The sequence below is a fragment of the Pseudomonas sp. L5B5 genome (genome assembly GCF_020520285.1).
GTDB lineage: Bacteria > Pseudomonadota > Gammaproteobacteria > Pseudomonadales > Pseudomonadaceae > Aquipseudomonas.
The window spans coordinates 2,499,521-2,514,507 of sequence record NZ_CP084742.1 but is presented as its reverse complement, the minus strand read 5'-3'; the positions used below and the strand labels follow the sequence as shown (position 1 = coordinate 2,514,507).

Here is a 14,987-nt window from a genome sequence, read left to right as displayed (position 1 = left end):
CCTATGTTGCTCAGTTATCTGCGTCTGGTGCTGTTTGCCGCCGGCCTGTTGCTCGGTGTGCAGGTGCCCGGGTTCATCAGCGATTACGCCAAGCGTGTCGAAGCCCACATGATCGAGTCGCAGAACAGCCTGCAAGGCTTCCAGGCGACGGCGCAGCAGTTCTTCAAGGGCGACCTGAACGCCCTGGTGGCCCACTACCGTGCCAGTGACGACCCGGTGTTTCGCAGTGATGCCCAGAGCCTGAGCACCCTGCTGACCCGCCAACTGGCCCTGGACAAGCAATACCAGGCGATGCAGGGCCCCTGGTACATCCGCATGTTGCAAGTGGTGCTGGCGGCTGATCCGCAGATCCGCCAGGAAACCTGGGACGGCTACAGCTACCAGATCCTGCTGACTCCCGAGGCAATGTCCTGGGCCATGGGCGGCGCCCTGTTGCTGTCCTTCGGCCTGGAGTGCCTGTATCGGCTGATCGACTGGGTGGTGCTGGGCGGCCGTCGCCAGCGCCAGAGCCGGCCGATCGAGGAACGTGACCTCAAGGGCCTCTGAGCCCGCCTCGCAGCGGCTACAGGTCTGGCGCCAGGAGCAGATGCTCCTGGCCGACCTGCTGGGCGTAATGCTGTACCACGCGTTGGCACAGCTGCACGATGTCTTCTACCAGTTCCGCGCCCATCCGCCATGACACCACCACCTGCAGGTTCGGCGGGCGCTGCTCGATGGCCAGCAGGGTCAGCTCGCCGCGGGCCAGTTCCTCGCGCACCAGCACCGGCGGCAGGGCACCGATGCCGAAGCCATCGCGCAGCAGGCGGGTGATGGCCGACACCGAGTTGACGCAGCTCAGTCGCGGCGCGAGCACGCCGTTGGCTTGCATCAGGCTGAGTATCTGCTGGTGGGGCAGGGAGTTCTTCGAGTAGGTGACGATCCGTTCCCCGGCCAGTTCCACCAGCGAGCTGTAGTGGCGGTTGTAGATCGAGTTGCTGGCGGCGATCCAGCAGACCGGATAACTGGCCAGTTCCAGGCTGCGAATGCTCTCCTGGCGTAGCAGGTCGGTCTGCAGGGCCAGGTCCAGGAAGCCTTTTTGCAATTGCTCGCACAGGTTCAGCGAGGTGTCGGCCATCAGTTCGATTTCCACCTGGGGATAGTGATCCATCATCTGCGCCACCAGGGGGCTGAGCCAGGTGTGGATCACCGTATCCATCACCCCGATGCGCACCCGCCCGACCTTGCACGAAGGCGCCTCGATCGATTGCTTCAGCGCTTGCAGGGTATCGAGCATCTGTTCGGCATGCTCCAGCACCTTGAGGCCTTCCGGGGTCAGGCTCACGCCCCGGGAATCGCGCAGGAACAGCTTGACCCCCAGCTCCTCTTCCAGCACGGCGATACGGCTGGAAACCGCTGCCTGGGTGGTGAAGAGCTTTTCTGCGGTCAGGCTGAAGTTCTTCAGGCGGGCGACCCAGACGAAAGTTTCGAGGAACTTGAGATTCATGGGATCAACTTTTCTTATGCCTTGGAGCGGCTTTTATTAGTTGGACGCAGGCGGCGGCCGGGCCGAAAAATGCGCCGATCCACGATATGCGTCGTCGTGGTCCAGAACAACACCAATAATCCTGGAGATCGCCATGAATGTGCCCGAAAAACAGGCCGACAAGGCCCCGCATCGCGTCGGCCCGTTTGACTGGTATCGCGACATCAACCAGCAGGAGCGCCGGGCGTTCTGGAGCTGCAAGATCGGCTACGGCCTGGATGGCATGGACACCCAGATGCTCAGCTTCGTGATCCCGACCCTGATCGCTCTGTGGGGCATCACCTCGGCCGAAGCCGGCCTGATCCACACCAGCACCCTGTTGGCATCGGCCCTGGGCGGCTGGATCGCCGGGATTCTCTCCGACCGCATTGGCCGGGTTCGCACCCTGCAGCTCACGGTCTTGTGGTTCGCCTTCTTCACTTTCGTCTGTGGCCTGGCCCAGGACTACCAGCAGTTGCTGGTCGCCCGGACCCTGATGGGCTTCGGTTTCGGTGGTGAATGGACCGCAGGCGCGGTGTTGATCGCAGAAGTGATCCGGGCCAAGAATCGCGGCAAGGCCGTGGGCATGGTGCAGTCCGGCTGGGCCCTGGGCTGGGGCCTGACGGCACTGCTCTATGCATTGCTGTTCAGCCTGCTGCCGCCGGAGGATGCCTGGCGTGGCCTGTTCATCCTCGGCATCCTGCCGGCGATCTTCGTGATCTTCGTCCGGCGCCTGGTCAAGGACCCCGAGGTCTACCGGGAAACCCGAGCCAACGAGGCCCCGAGCAATCCTGCGCGCTTCTACGAAATCTTCGCTCCGGGAATCTTGAGCACCACGTTGCGCGCTTCGCTCCTGGCGGCAGGCGCCCAGGGTGGCTACTACGCGATCACCTTCTGGCTGCCGACCTTTCTCAAGACCGAACGCGGCCTGAGCGTGCTCAGTACCGGTGGCTACCTGGCGATGGTGATCTTCGGTTCCTATGTGGGGTATGTGATCAGCGCCTACCTGACCGACATTCTGGGGCGCAAGAAGAACTTCGTGCTGTTTGCGGCAGGCTCTTTCGCCATCGTCCTGCTCTACACCCGGATGCCGGTGAGCAATGAAGTCATGCTCTGGCTGGGGTTTCCCCTGGGGTTTTTCGCCTCGGGCATCTTCAGCGGCATGGGCGCCTTTCTCACCGAGCTGTTTCCCACCCGTATCCGCGGTTCCGGACAGGGCTTCTGCTACAACAGCGGGCGGGCCGTGGCGGCGCTGTTCCCGCTGCTGATCGGCCTGCTCAGCCAGCATGTTTCCCTGGGCGTGGCCATCGGCACTTTCGCCGCGGTGTCCTATGGCGTGGTGGTGCTGGCGGCGCTGAGCCTGCCAGAGACCCGTGGCAAGGAACTCGAGGCGCGCTAACTGATAATCTGCCGGGCATTGCACCGCGGCCTCGCGCCGACACTTATAAAAAACACAGGAGCACCGACCATGAGCCGCCTGTTACTGAATTGCGACATCGGCGAAAGCTTTGGCAACTGGACCATGGGCCTGGATGCCGAGGTCATGCCGTTTATCGACTGCGCCAACATCGCCTGCGGTTTCCATGCCGGCGACCCGGGCATCATGCGCAAGACCGTGGCCCTGGCCCTGGCCAATGGCGTGCGTATCGGGGCTCACCCGGCGTACCAGGACCTGGCGGGTTTCGGCCGCCGTTCCATGAGCTATTCCCCCGAGGAAATCCAGGACCTGCTGCACTATCAGGTCGGCGCTCTCGATGGGATCTGCCAGGCCCAGGGGACGCAGGTGGCCTACGTCAAACCCCACGGCGCCATGTACAACGACATGATGGCCAAGCCGGCCCAGTTGCGGGCGGTGATCCAGGCGGTGGCGGCCTATGACCGGCAATTGCCGCTGATGCTCATGGCCACCCGCGACAACAGCGCGGCCCAGGCCCTGGGCGATGAATACGGCGTGACCCTGTGGTTCGAGGCGTTCGCCGACCGGGCCTATGACCATGCCGGGCACCTGGTTTCGCGCCAGGTAGCGGGTTCGGTGCATCACGACCCCGAGACCATTGTCCGCCAGGCCCTGGCCATCGCTCGCGGCGAGCCTTTGCTGGCCAGCGATGGCAGCGCCTTGGTCCTGCAGGCCAATACCCTGTGCGTGCACGGTGACAACGCCAGTTCGGTGGCGGCGGTGCAGCGGATCCGCGAAGCCCTGAACCAGCAGTTCGACTCATGAGGCACCAGGTGGAAGTGGCGGCCATCGATTGCCTGATGGTGCGCCTGTTCGATGCGATCGCCGAAGACAACATGCCCTGGATGCTGGCTGCCGCCGAGCGCCTGCGCCAGGTTTTTGGCTCGGGGTTGATCGACCTGGTGCCGTCCTACACCACGCTGATGGTGCACTACGACCTGTGCAGCCTGGGGCCGGGGCAGGCCCGTGAGCTGATTGGCGAGGCCCTGGCTGGCCTGGTCCCGCTGGCTGCCGAGGCCGGGCGCGAACATGTATTGCCGGTGTGGTACGACCCAAGCGTCGGGCCGGAGCTGGAGCTGCTGGCCCGGCGTAGCGGGTTGCCGGTGGCCGAGGTGATCCGCCGGCACAGCCAGCATGAATATCGGGTGTTCGCCCTGGGCTTCGCGCCTGGTTTTGCCTTCATGGGGTTGGTGGTGCCGGAGCTGGCGGCGCCCCGGCTCGATACCCCGCGCAAGCGGGTGGCGGCGGGCAGCGTGGGTATTGCCGAGCGCCAGACGGCGGCTTATCCGGCGGTATCCCCGGGCGGCTGGAACCTGATCGGGAGAACCCCGAGCCGCTTGTTCGATCGTGAGCGCGAGGGCTACAGCCTGCTGCAGCCGGGGGACCGGGTGCGTTTCGCGGCGGTTGGGCGGGCCGAGTTCGTGCGCCTGGGCGGTGATGACAGTCCGCTGGAGGTGCCGGCATGAGCCGCCTGTCGATCGAGGCCAGCACCGCGTTGTGCCAGTTGCAGGATGCCGGGCGTTTTGGTGTGCGTCATCTGGGCGTGACCCAGGGAGGGGCGCTGGACTGGGTGTCGATGTCCTGGGCCAACTGGCTGCTGGGCAATGCCCTGGATGCCCCAGTGGTGGAGATCACCCTCGGCGGCTTGACGTTGCTGGCCGAGGACTACTGCCTGTTGGCGCTGGCCGGAGCCGATCTTGGGGCCTATGTGGATGATCGACCTTTGACTCCGGGGCGCAGTTTTATCCTGCAAAAGGGCCAGCGGCTGCGATTTACCCAACCATTTTTGGGTGCCCGGGCCTATTTGGCGGCGCCTGGCGGTTTCGACGCGCCCAGGGTGCTGGGCAGTTGCGCCAGTGTGTTGCGCGAGGCTCTGGGTGGCCCTGATGGTCATGGCCGGGCGCTGAGCGAAGGCGGGATGCTGGGCTATTCGGGAAGCGGTGGCGCACTCAAGAGCCTGGCGCCGGCCCAAATGACGGATTGGCAATCCGCTGCACCGCTGGAAGTGATCCTCGGCGCGCAGATCGGTCAGTTCAGCGGCTTGAGCCTGTTCGATGCCTTCAACAGCAGCTGGAGCCTGGACAGCCGGGCCGACCGCATGGGCGCCAGGTTGTTGGGGCCGGTGCTGGAGTACCAGGGGCGGCCGATGATTTCCGAGGGCATTGCCCTGGGCGCGGTCCAGGTTCCGCCGGATGGCCAGCCGATCATCTTGCTCAATGACCGGCAGACCATCGGTGGTTATCCACGGCTGGGGGCATTGACACCTTTGTCCCTGGCGCGGCTGGCGCAGTGCCTGCCGGGCAGTGAAGTGCGATTGACGCCGGTGGTGCAGGAAACCGCGCACCGGCAGCAGTTGGCGTTCTTGCGTCGCTTTATGTAGTGGCTGATGGCTGTGGCGGCCGCTTCGCGACCGTTCGTAGCCTGCTGCAGCGGCTACAGGGTATTGCTCTGTAGCCGCTGGCGAGCCATGGCGAGGTTGCGAAAAGGCCCGCAGGGCCTTGCTTGACGGCCTACTTGGACAGAAACCGCATGCCTTCTTCCAGGCCACGCAGGGTCAGGGGATACATCTGGTCTTCGATCAGCTCGCGCACGATATTGGTGGATGCGGTGTAGCCCCAGGTGTCCTTCGGGTAGGGATTGATCCAGATGAGCTTCTTGTATTTCTCCATGAAGCGCTGCATCCACACGTAGCCGGCTTCTTCGTTCCAGTGCTCGACGCTGCCGCCGGCCTGGGTGATTTCATAGGGGGCCATCGCGGCATCGCCGACGAAGATCACCTTGTAGTCGGCGCCGTACTTGTGCAGCAGGTCCTGGGTGGAGGTGCGTTCCGAGCCGCGACGCAGGTTGTTCTTCCACACCGATTCATAGATGAAGTTGTGGAAGTAGTAGTACTCCAGGTGCTTGAACTCGGTCTTGCAGGCCGAGAACAGTTCCTCGCAGATCTTGACGTGGGCATCCATGGAACCGCCGATGTCGAACAGCAACAGCAGCTTGATGCTGTTGCGCCGCTCGGGACGCATCTGGATGTTCAGCAGGCCGGCATCCCGTGCGGTGTGGTCGATGGTGCCGTCGATGTCCAGCTCTTCGGCCGCGCCCTGGCGGGCGAACTTGCGCAGCCGGCGCAGGGCCACCTTGATGTTGCGGGTGCCCAGTTCCACCGAGTCGTCGAGGTTCTTGTACTCGCGCTGGTCCCAGACCTTGACCGCCTTGCCCTGGCGCTTGCCGGCGTCGCCGACGCGGATGCCCTCCGGGTTGAAACCGCCGGAGCCGAAGGGGCTGGTGCCGCCGGTGCCGATCCACTTGTTGCCGCCGGCATGGCGTTCCTTCTGTTCTTCCAGGCGCTTCTTGAACTCTTCGATAAGCTTGTCCAGGCCGCCCAGGGACTGGATCTGCGCCCGCTCTTCATCGGTGAGCGAACGCTCGAACTCCTTGCGCAGCCAATCCTCGGGGATCAGCGCCTGCAGGTGGTCGTCGAGTTTTTCCAGACCGTTGAAGTAGGCGCCGAAGGCCCGGTCGAACTTGTCGAAATGCCGCTCGTCCTTCACCAGGATTGCCCGGGCGAGGTAGTAGAACTCGTCCATGTCGGCGAAGGTCACGCGCTGCTTGAGCGCGTTGATCAGGTCCAGCAGCTCGCGCACCGAGACCGGTACCTTGGCCGCGCGCATTTCATTGAACAGGTTGAGCAGCATGAATATGGCTCTCTAATGATCTAGGGGTCTGTTCAAAAGCTCGCCGAGCGGCGATCAGGCAAGGCAGAAACAGGTGAGGAGGCGGAGTTTAGCGAGCTAAATGAGCATTCCGAACCGGTTTCTAACGCAGCATGATCGACGCGCAGGCAGCTTCTGGGCAGAGCCTAACGACTACCGCGACGGCTCATGAACGCCAGGCGCTCGAGCAGTTGCACGTCCTGCTCGTTCTTCACCAGGGCGCCGGCCAGGGGCGGGATGGCCTTGGTCGGATCGCGCTCGCGCAGCACCGCTTCGCCGATGTTGTCGGCCATCAGCAGCTTGAGCCAGTCCACCAGTTCCGAGGTCGAGGGCTTCTTCTTCAGGCCTGGCACCTTGCGTACGTCGAAGAACACGTCCAGGGCTTCGCTGACCAGGTCCTTCTTGATGTCCGGGTAGTGCACGTCGACGATCTTCTGCAGGGTCGGGCGATCGGGGAAGGCGATGTAGTGGAAGAAGCAGCGGCGCAGGAAGGCGTCCGGCAGTTCCTTCTCGTTGTTGGAGGTAATGATGATGATCGGCCGCTGCTTGGCCTTGATGGTCTCGTCGATTTCGTAGACGTAGAACTCCATCTTGTCCAGTTCCTGCAGCAGGTCGTTGGGGAACTCGATGTCGGCCTTGTCGATCTCGTCGATCAGCAGGATCACCCGCTCCTCGGATTCGAAGGCTTCCCAGAGCTTGCCCTTCTTCAGGTAGTTGCGGATGTCGTGGACCTTGTCCACGCCCAGCTGCGAGTCGCGCAGGCGGCTCACCGCGTCGTACTCGTATAGGCCTTGGTGGGCCTTGGTAGTGGATTTGATGTGCCAGGTGATCAGCTTGGCGCCGAAGGATTCGGCCAGCTGCTCGGCGAGCATGGTCTTGCCGGTGCCGGGTTCGCCCTTGACCAGCAGTGGCCGTTCCAGGGTAATGGCGGCGTTGACGGCCAGCTTCAGGTCATCGGTGGCAACGTATGCGCGGGTGCCTTCGAACTTCATCTGCAATTCCTCGAACGGTGACGACGAGCTGCCCGGGGCAGGTCGCTTGAATGGACACGAATGGCGCGACTATAACGCGCGGCCTGGTCGACTGTGAACGTGGACGCCCCATTCAGTCTCTGAATGGGGCGTCACGGGGTGACTCAGTCAGCCGCAGGCTTGGGCTGCTCGTAGCGGGCATTGAAGGCCTGGATGAAACCGTTGCGCAAGATCTGCAAAAACGCCTGGAACGCGCTGATATCTTGCTGGTGCACGTTGCCACTGAGCTCCACCCGGGTGGCGAACTGATTCTTGCGCTGGTTCTTCAGCAGGGTTTCCCCGGCGCCCACCAGCGCCTCCCATACCGAGCGCAAGATGTTCTTGTCGCGGTTCTCTACATCCTGTTGCCAGTCGAAGACTTCCACGTCCCGCAGCAGTGGCTTGATATAGCCGTGCAACTGGCCCTTTTCGGCCTGGGCCTCGATCACCAGGTCGCCGTGTCCGGCCTTGAAGTCGAACTTGCCGTAGGCCGAGGCGAAGTCGTTGAAACGCTTGAGCTCGATGTCCCGGGCCCGCAGGCGGAACTCGAAGTCCTCGAAGTTGCTCAGGGGGTCGAAGGTGGCGGTGCTTTCCATGGGCGCCTGGCCCTGGAGCAGGGCCTTGCCGTCGAAGCGTGCGTCGCGCTTGCCCTGGGTATCCACCACGTTGGTCAGGTTGTAGAAGCTGGCGTTGACCTGGGTCGCGCCCATATTCACCGGCGGTGTGGAGCTGAAGTTGCGAAAGTGGATCTTGCCGTCGTCGATGCGCAGCTCATCGAGGGTGATGGGCAACAGCTTGCCCAGCTGCGCCCGCCAGTCGGTGCCTTCACCGGTCTGCGATGCCTGCTTGTCGGCACCGCCGTCGACGAAGTTCAGTTCCGGCTGGACGAACTGCACCTTGGCCACCACTGCGTGGTCGTACCACAGCGAATGCCAGCTCACCGACAAGTCGACCAGCGGCGCCTTGACGAAGGGTACCGGCACCTTGCCGCTGACCTTGACGATCTCCAGGCCGTTGATGCGGTAGGCGCCACGCCACAGGGCCAGGTCGACATCGCCGATCCGGCCGCGGTAGTCGCCCATGTCCGCGAGCTTGTCGTTCAGGTAGTCGCGCACCAGGTAGGGCAGCGCGATATGCAGCCCGACCAGCATTGCGATCAGGCCCGCCAGGGTCCACAGGGGCCAGCGATAGCGACGTTTCATGAGCAGCAACCTCCAGTCCATATAAAGGCATTGACTGCCCGGGCTGCGGGTCGTTCGGCTTGACTGGACGCTCAAGGACGCCAGGCATACCCTTGAGGCCTTCTTCACTGCTGCATAAGGACCCAGCCATGAGCCGAATTTTCGCTGACAACGCCCATTCCATCGGTAACACGCCCTTGGTGCAGATCAACCGCATCGCCCCGCGCGGGGTGACCATCCTGGCCAAGATCGAAGGGCGCAACCCGGGCTACTCGGTGAAATGCCGGATCGGCGCCAACATGATCTGGGACGCTGAAAGCACTGGCCGGCTCAAGCCCGGCATGACCATCGTCGAGCCAACGTCGGGCAATACCGGGATCGGCCTGGCCTTCGTCGCCGCAGCCCGTGGCTACAAGCTGATGCTGACCATGCCGGCGTCCATGAGCATCGAGCGGCGCAAGGTGCTCAAGGCCCTGGGGGCCGAGTTGGTGCTCACCGAGCCGGCCAAGGGCATGAAGGGCGCCATCGACAAGGCCGCAGAGATCGTCGCCAGCGATCCGGGCACCTACTTCATGCCGCAGCAGTTCGACAACCCGGCCAACCCGGCGATCCACGAAAAGACCACCGGCCCGGAAATCTGGAACGACACCGACGGCGCCGTGGATGTGCTGGTGGCGGGTGTCGGCACCGGCGGCACCATCACCGGTGTGTCGCGCTACATCAAAAAGACCCAGGGCAAGCCGATCCTCGCGGTGGCGGTGGAGCCGGTCACCTCGCCAGTGATCAGCCAGAAGCTGGCCGGCGAAGAAATCAAGCCCAGCCCGCACAAGATCCAGGGGATCGGCGCCGGTTTCGTACCCAAGAACCTGGACCTGGACATGGTGGACCGGGTGGAACTGGTGACCGACGAAGAGTCCAAGGCCATGGCCCTGCGCCTGATGCAGGAGGAGGGCATCCTCTGCGGCATTTCCTGCGGGGCGGCGATGGCCGTGGCGGTGCGCCTGGCGGAAACCCCGGAAATGCAAGGCAAGACCATCGTGGTGATCCTGCCCGACTCTGGTGAGCGCTACCTGTCGAGCATGCTGTTCAGCGACCTGTTCACCGAGCAGGAAAACCAGCAGTAACGGTTGCCGCCACAGGTCCCGTGGCGTCGAGTCACGGGCCTGGGGCTGATCCATATCAGTCGTTCATGGCGCGGCTTATGCTACTTAACGCCTTTGTTGCACAACCGTTAACGCTGAATGTTGGGTTGCGCGGGTTTTTCCAGGGGCCGGGAGTGTTTATCATTGCCGGCTGCCAGGTCGGGTGAAGACTTCCCCGGCAGGCACCTATTTCCAAGGAGTTGTTGCATGAGCTTTTCCTTTGCCGCCAAGTTCGGGGTGTTGTCGCTGTTCATCGGCAGCATCCTTTTCGTGCACCTGCGCGGCAAGGCGCGCCTGCCGGTACTGCGCCAGTTCGTCAACCATTCGGCGCTGTTCGCCCCCTACAACGCGCTGATGTACCTGTTTTCCGGCGTTCCCTCCAAGCCCTACCTGGATCGCAGCAAGTTTCCCGAACTGGATATCCTGCGGGACAACTGGGAAGTGATCCGCGAAGAGGCCATGCACCTGTTCGACGAGGGTTACATCCGCGCTGCCGAGAAGAACAACGATGCCGGTTTCGGCTCCTTCTTCAAGAAGGGCTGGAAGCGCTTCTACCTCAAGTGGTACGACAAGCCGCTGCCTTCGGCCGAGGCCCTGTGCCCCAAGACCGTCGAACTGGTGAGTGCCATCCCCAACGTCAAGGGCGCGATGTTCGCGCTGTTGCCCGGTGGCAGCCACCTGAACCCGCACCGCGATCCCTTCGCCGGTTCCCTGCGTTATCACCTGGGGCTGTCGACGCCCAACTCGGACGCCTGCCGGATCTTCGTCGATGGCGAGGAATACGCCTGGCGTGACGGTGAAGACGTGATGTTCGACGAGACCTACGTGCACTGGGTGAAGAACGAGACCGAGATCACCCGGGTGATCCTGTTCTGCGACATCGAGCGCCCCCTGAGCAGCCGCCTGATGACCCGCATCAACCGTTGGGTCAGTGCCCAGCTGGGTCGGGCCACCGCACCGCAGAACCTCGACGACGAGCGCGTCGGCGGGATCAACCAGGCCTATGCCTGGAGCAAGCGCTTCAGCGACAGCTTCAGTGGCGTGGTCAAGCAGTGGAAGCGCCGCAATCCCAAACTGTACCGCATCCTGCGCCCCGTTCTGGCGGTGGTGGTGCTGGTCATCCTGTGGAAATGGCTGTTCGGATAAATCTTGCAATGAATATCGGGCGCTGGTTATATTCGGCGCTCGACGAGTCAGGCGACTCGTTCTTTTCCCCCTTCGAGAACCCTCGGCACATGGCCTCATCTCCCTTCAACGCGGTAGTGGTTTCAGCGGTCAACGCTGGCGTCGTGCCGTGCGGGAATCAACAGCCTGTGCAGATCGGTCAGTACCCCCCACCTGTCAGTAGCACGCCGGTATACGCAGTCGTATCACCGCCGGGCGTTGGCTTCTCGGGCTGATCAGCAACTGCTGCTGTTCCTCCTGCCTGCCTGAAAAAAACACTACTGAACTTCAGCCCTGGCTGAATTGGCTTCTTGCCTGAATACAGGTGGTTTTCATGTTGCTCATTTCAAAAAAATCCGCTTATGCAGCGGCTTCCACGAGCCTGTTCGTCCTGCTCTGGAGCAGCGGCGCGATCTTCTCCAAATGGGGGCTGGCCCATGCCTCGCCCTTCGCGTTCCTGCTGGTGCGCTTCGCCATTGCCCTGGCCGGCCTGGTGCTGCTGGTGCCCTTGCTCAAGCTGCGCTTGCCCAGGGGGCGCCGGGCCATGGGGTTTGCCGTGGCCACGGGCCTGGTACTGCTGGGCGCCTACCAGATCTTCTACATCCTGGCCCTGGACTTGAAAGTCACCCCCGGGGTGATGGCTACCATCATGGGGGTGCAGCCGATCCTGACCGTGGTGCTGATGGAGCGCCAGCGTTCCTGGAGCCGCCTGTTCGGCCTGGGCCTGGGGCTCGCCGGGCTGATCATGGTGGTGTACCAGGGCATCGGCCTGGCAGGGATCTCGATCAGCGGCATGCTTTGCGGGCTGTTGGCCCTGGTGAGCATGACTGTCGGCTCGATCATGCAGAAGCGCATCACCGACAACCCACTGGGGACCTTGCCGGTGCAGTACCTGGCAGGTTTGCTGCTGTGCGCAGTGTTCATCCCGTTCCAGCCGTTTCACTTCGAACACAGCGCCGGGTTCGTGATCCCGGTGCTGTGGATGGGGCTGGTGGTTTCGGTGCTGGCCACGCTGCTGCTGTATCGGCTGATCGCCCAGGGCAACCTGGTGAATGTCACCAGTCTGTTCTACCTGGTGCCGGCGGTGACCGCAGTGATGGACTACCTGATCTTCGGTAATCGCCTGGCGCTGCTGAGCCTGTTCGGCATGGGCCTGATCATCGTCGGGCTGGTGTTCGTGTTCCGCAAGAACGCCTGACCGAGGCACGCCGGCCGGGTGCAATGCCCGGCCGACGGTTTAGCGAGGTATTCGTGGCCTCGCCAAATCGCTGTTCAGTTGCGTATCAACATGTGTTCCTGGCGTACCGCATCCATGAAGGCCTGCATCGCCGAGGACTGGATCCGCTGGCGGCGGGTGATCAGGCCGAAGGGCGGCAGGCGCGCCTCGAACTGGATCGGCAGGACGGCCAGCAGGTGCCGGCCGGGGTAATCCTCGACCACCGAAACCGGGGTGACGCCGATCATGTCTGTCTGCTGGACCAGGGACAGCAAGGTCATGATCGAGGTGGTCTCGACGATGCTGCTGGGAATATCGACCCGGGCGTTGTGGAACACCTGGTTGACGATCGAGCGCATGGGGCTGGGATGCTGTTGCAATACCCAGGTCTGGTCCTGCAGTTTCGCCCAATCCAGTTGCGTGGCTTGGGCCAGGGGGTTCCGAGCTCCGGCGATCACGCATAGCGCTTCCTCACCAAGGCTGTCGAACAGCAGCTCCTCGGCTCGCGCTCCGGCTGGAATTCGGCCCAGGACCACATCCAGTTGCTCCTGCAACAAGGCTTGCACCAGGACATCGCTGGTATCCACCTGAATGCTCATGGACAACCGAGGGTGGCTTTGCTTGAGGGTAGCGATAGTGCGCGTCAGCAATCCCGAAGCCAGGGCCGGAATGGCCCCGACCGTGACCCGACCCAAGTTGCCCGACTCCAGGGACACCAGTTCTTCACGCATGCCGCTGAGCTCGGCGAAGACCATGCGCGCGTAATAGATCACCGTCTCGCCGAACGGCGTAGGACGCATGCCTCGAGATAACCGCTCGAACAACTCGACCCCTAGCAGGTCTTCGGCTTCGTGCAGCATCTTGGTCGCTGCCGGCTGGGTCATGCCGATGTGGTCGGCGGCGCGACGCAGTGAACCGAACTCCTGCAAGGCCAGCATCAACCGCAATTGCCGCAGGCGCAGGCGGCTCTGGATCACGTTGGCATCGGGAATTCGGGTCATGGGCGGCTCATGGTCGGTGAATGAAGCGATCCCAAACTATCCGATAACCCTAACTGCTAACAAATGCTGGTTAGCGATTACCTGGGGTTATCAGCGGATGCCCATAAGTGATTAGCCGGCGCTCCGCCGGCTGGCTACAGTCGCTTCACCCCTTGAGCTGTTGCCAAGCCGCTGTCTTCAAGGGGCGCACAACTACAAAAAGCCGCCTTGTCCCTTGCGCAAGGCACTGACCGGCATTCAAGGAACATCGACATGACTCGTCCAGACTCTGCCCTGGTACTTGCCAGCGCCATCTCCAAAAGTCGGCTGCGTTTGCTGCCCTTCCTGATCCTGATGTACATCCTGGCCTTCATCGACCGTTCCAATGTCGGTTTCGCCAAGGCCGCGCTGCAGGCGGATACGGGCCTGGGCGATGCCGCCTTCGCGTTCGGCGCGAGCATATTCTTCATCGGTTATGCCTTCTTCGAGGTGCCCAGCAATTTCATGCTGCACCGTCTCGGCGCCCGGGTCTGGCTGTGCCGAATCATGGTCACCTGGGGCCTGGTGTCGGCGGCGATGATGTTCGCCCACGACGCCCAGACCTTCTATGTACTGCGTTTTCTGCTGGGGGTGGCCGAAGCCGGGTTCTTCCCGGGCATCATCCTCTACCTCACCTACTGGTTCCCGGCGCGGAGCCGTGGGCAGGCGTTGGGGCTGTTCTATTTCGGCCTGCCCCTGGCCCTGGTACTGGGCAGTCCGCTGTCGGGCTGGCTGCTGGAGTTCCATGGGGTATTGGGCTTGACCAACTGGCAGTGGCTGTTCGTGGTCGAAGGCCTGATGGCATCGGTAGTGGGCATCGCCGCCTACTTCTACCTGGTCGACCGCCCGGCCGATGCCCGCTGGCTGGACGCGACGCAGAAGCAGGCACTCCAGGCTGCCCTGGCAGAAGAAGACGCCCGCAAGCAGCACAGCAGCCCTCATGGTTTCTTCAGCGCCCTGCGCAATCCTCGAGTGCTGCAGTTCTGCCTGGCCTACTTCACCATCCAGATGAGTGTCTACGGAGTGGTGTTCTACCTGCCGACCCGCATCGCCGGCCTGCTGGACGGGCACGTCGGCTTGAGCGTCGGCCTGATCACCGCGATCCCGTGGGTTTGTGCACTGGTGGTCACTCGCCTGGTGACCCGCCATGCCGACCGCAGCGGCCAGCACCGGCGCCTGGCGGTGGTGATGCTGACCATGGCTGCTGTCGGGATTGCCGCCTCGGCCCTGGGTAACAGCATGGTTGCGGTGGTCCTGGCGTTCTGCTTTGCCGCATCCGGTTTCGTCGCCGTGCAGCCGCTGTTCTGGACCCTGCCTACCGGCTATCTCAGTGGCGCCGCAGCGGCGGGCGGCATCGCCCTGGTCAACTCGATCGGCAACCTCGGCGGCTTCGTCGCGCCCAATCTCAAGACCCTGACCGAGGCCCAGTTTGCCGACCCCCGTGCCGGAATGTTCGCCCTGGCCCTGGTGGGCATCCTCGGCGCCGTCCTGCTCTCGCGCCTGAATACCAGGCCTGTTGAAGGCTCCGCCAAGCAACTGGCACCGGCCCGGCTCGACTGATCATCACCCAAGCCCTGACAAGGACTCCTGC

General features: G+C 63.1%; 14 protein-coding genes. 9 read left to right on the top strand and 5 right to left on the bottom strand.

The genetic code is table 11. The features are described from left to right. Positions 1 to 3: 3 nt before the first annotated feature. Entirely contained in the window at positions 4 to 546 is a 543-nt protein-coding gene (locus LGQ10_RS11390) for a DUF2937 family protein (RefSeq protein WP_058436859.1), read from the top strand. Between the two features lie 16 nt (positions 547 to 562). Here LGQ10_RS11390 and LGQ10_RS11385 read toward each other — a convergent pair whose 3' ends face one another. Next, positions 563 to 1,483 carry a LysR family transcriptional regulator gene (locus LGQ10_RS11385; RefSeq protein WP_226525585.1) on the bottom strand — a complete coding sequence of 307 codons (921 nt, stop codon included), beginning with the start codon at positions 1,481 to 1,483 and terminating at the stop codon, positions 563 to 565. 133 nt (positions 1,484 to 1,616) lie between these two features. Between LGQ10_RS11385 and LGQ10_RS11380 the strand changes: the two genes are divergently transcribed. The 4 genes from LGQ10_RS11380 (at position 1,617) to LGQ10_RS11365 (ending at position 5,337) form a co-directional block, all read left to right on the top strand. Beyond that, entirely contained in the window at positions 1,617 to 2,900 is a 1,284-nt protein-coding gene (locus tag LGQ10_RS11380) for an MFS transporter (RefSeq protein ID WP_058438048.1), read from the top strand. Between the two features lie 69 nt (positions 2,901 to 2,969). Further along, positions 2,970 to 3,722 (top strand): 5-oxoprolinase subunit PxpA, encoded by a 753-nt coding sequence (locus tag LGQ10_RS11375; RefSeq protein ID WP_058438046.1) that lies wholly within the window; start codon positions 2,970 to 2,972, stop codon positions 3,720 to 3,722. Continuing rightward, positions 3,719 to 4,423, top strand: a complete 705-nt coding sequence (locus LGQ10_RS11370; protein WP_226525584.1) for a 5-oxoprolinase subunit B family protein — start codon at positions 3,719 to 3,721, stop codon at positions 4,421 to 4,423. Before LGQ10_RS11375 ends, LGQ10_RS11370 begins: the two co-directional genes overlap by 4 nt. Then, positions 4,420 to 5,337 carry a biotin-dependent carboxyltransferase family protein gene (locus LGQ10_RS11365; protein ID WP_226525583.1) on the top strand — a complete coding sequence of 306 codons (918 nt, stop codon included), beginning with the start codon at positions 4,420 to 4,422 and terminating at the stop codon, positions 5,335 to 5,337. The genes LGQ10_RS11370 and LGQ10_RS11365 overlap by 4 nt, the downstream gene beginning before the upstream one ends. Positions 5,338 to 5,467: 130 nt before the next feature. Here LGQ10_RS11365 and LGQ10_RS11360 read toward each other — a convergent pair whose 3' ends face one another. The 3 genes from LGQ10_RS11360 to LGQ10_RS11350 form a co-directional block, all read right to left on the bottom strand. After that, positions 5,468 to 6,646 carry a vWA domain-containing protein gene (locus tag LGQ10_RS11360; protein WP_110651922.1) on the bottom strand — a complete coding sequence of 393 codons (1,179 nt, stop codon included), beginning with the start codon at positions 6,644 to 6,646 and terminating at the stop codon, positions 5,468 to 5,470. Positions 6,647 to 6,810: 164 nt separating this feature from the next. After that, positions 6,811 to 7,656: an AAA family ATPase gene (locus tag LGQ10_RS11355; RefSeq protein ID WP_058435717.1), complete on the bottom strand. Its 846-nt coding sequence runs from the start codon at positions 7,654 to 7,656 to the stop codon at positions 6,811 to 6,813. Positions 7,657 to 7,799: 143 nt separating this feature from the next. After that, positions 7,800 to 8,876, bottom strand: a complete 1,077-nt coding sequence (locus LGQ10_RS11350) for a DUF748 domain-containing protein (RefSeq protein WP_226525582.1) — start codon at positions 8,874 to 8,876, stop codon at positions 7,800 to 7,802. 128 nt (positions 8,877 to 9,004) lie between these two features. Between LGQ10_RS11350 and cysK the strand changes: the two genes are divergently transcribed. The 3 genes from cysK (at position 9,005) to LGQ10_RS11335 (ending at position 12,359) form a co-directional block, all read left to right on the top strand. Further along, positions 9,005 to 9,979: a cysteine synthase A gene (gene cysK, locus LGQ10_RS11345; protein ID WP_058435715.1), complete on the top strand. Its 975-nt coding sequence runs from the start codon at positions 9,005 to 9,007 to the stop codon at positions 9,977 to 9,979. Between the two features lie 225 nt (positions 9,980 to 10,204). Further along, positions 10,205 to 11,143, top strand: a complete 939-nt coding sequence (locus LGQ10_RS11340) for an aspartyl/asparaginyl beta-hydroxylase domain-containing protein (RefSeq protein ID WP_226525581.1) — start codon at positions 10,205 to 10,207, stop codon at positions 11,141 to 11,143. A 352-nt stretch (positions 11,144 to 11,495) separates the two neighbouring features. Then, positions 11,496 to 12,359 carry a DMT family transporter gene (locus tag LGQ10_RS11335; protein WP_226525580.1) on the top strand — a complete coding sequence of 288 codons (864 nt, stop codon included), beginning with the start codon at positions 11,496 to 11,498 and terminating at the stop codon, positions 12,357 to 12,359. A gap of 74 nt (positions 12,360 to 12,433) precedes the next feature. Here LGQ10_RS11335 and LGQ10_RS11330 read toward each other — a convergent pair whose 3' ends face one another. Further along, on the bottom strand, positions 12,434 to 13,378 hold the full coding sequence (locus tag LGQ10_RS11330) for a LysR family transcriptional regulator (RefSeq protein WP_058435993.1): 945 nt from the start codon (positions 13,376 to 13,378) through the stop codon (positions 12,434 to 12,436). Positions 13,379 to 13,630: 252 nt separating this feature from the next. On the opposite strand from LGQ10_RS11330, the gene LGQ10_RS11325 reads away from it, so the two are divergent. After that, positions 13,631 to 14,956, top strand: a complete 1,326-nt coding sequence (locus LGQ10_RS11325; RefSeq protein WP_058435992.1) for an MFS transporter — start codon at positions 13,631 to 13,633, stop codon at positions 14,954 to 14,956. The last annotated feature ends 31 nt before the right edge of the window (positions 14,957 to 14,987 follow it).

Bases quoted from the DNA above. Each gene is read 5' to 3' on its own strand.
- LGQ10_RS11390 (WP_058436859.1), top strand. From the start codon at position 4: ATGTTGCTCAGTTATCTGCGTCTGGTGCTGTTTGCCGCCGGCCTGTTG.
- LGQ10_RS11380 (WP_058438048.1), top strand. From the start codon at position 1,617: ATGAATGTGCCCGAAAAACAGGCCGACAAGGCCCCGCATCGCGTCGGC.
- cysK (WP_058435715.1), top strand. From the start codon at position 9,005: ATGAGCCGAATTTTCGCTGACAACGCCCATTCCATCGGTAACACGCCC.
- LGQ10_RS11350 (WP_226525582.1), bottom strand. From the start codon at position 8,876: ATGAAACGTCGCTATCGCTGGCCCCTGTGGACCCTGGCGGGCCTGATC.
- LGQ10_RS11360 (WP_110651922.1), bottom strand. From the start codon at position 6,646: ATGCTGCTCAACCTGTTCAATGAAATGCGCGCGGCCAAGGTACCGGTC.
- LGQ10_RS11330 (WP_058435993.1), bottom strand. From the start codon at position 13,378: ATGACCCGAATTCCCGATGCCAACGTGATCCAGAGCCGCCTGCGCCTG.
- LGQ10_RS11365 (WP_226525583.1), top strand. From the start codon at position 4,420: ATGAGCCGCCTGTCGATCGAGGCCAGCACCGCGTTGTGCCAGTTGCAG.
- LGQ10_RS11370 (WP_226525584.1), top strand. From the start codon at position 3,719: ATGAGGCACCAGGTGGAAGTGGCGGCCATCGATTGCCTGATGGTGCGC.
- LGQ10_RS11325 (WP_058435992.1), top strand. From the start codon at position 13,631: ATGACTCGTCCAGACTCTGCCCTGGTACTTGCCAGCGCCATCTCCAAA.
- LGQ10_RS11375 (WP_058438046.1), top strand. From the start codon at position 2,970: ATGAGCCGCCTGTTACTGAATTGCGACATCGGCGAAAGCTTTGGCAAC.
- LGQ10_RS11340 (WP_226525581.1), top strand. From the start codon at position 10,205: ATGAGCTTTTCCTTTGCCGCCAAGTTCGGGGTGTTGTCGCTGTTCATC.
- LGQ10_RS11355 (WP_058435717.1), bottom strand. From the start codon at position 7,656: ATGAAGTTCGAAGGCACCCGCGCATACGTTGCCACCGATGACCTGAAG.
- LGQ10_RS11385 (WP_226525585.1), bottom strand. From the start codon at position 1,483: ATGAATCTCAAGTTCCTCGAAACTTTCGTCTGGGTCGCCCGCCTGAAG.
- LGQ10_RS11335 (WP_226525580.1), top strand. From the start codon at position 11,496: ATGTTGCTCATTTCAAAAAAATCCGCTTATGCAGCGGCTTCCACGAGC.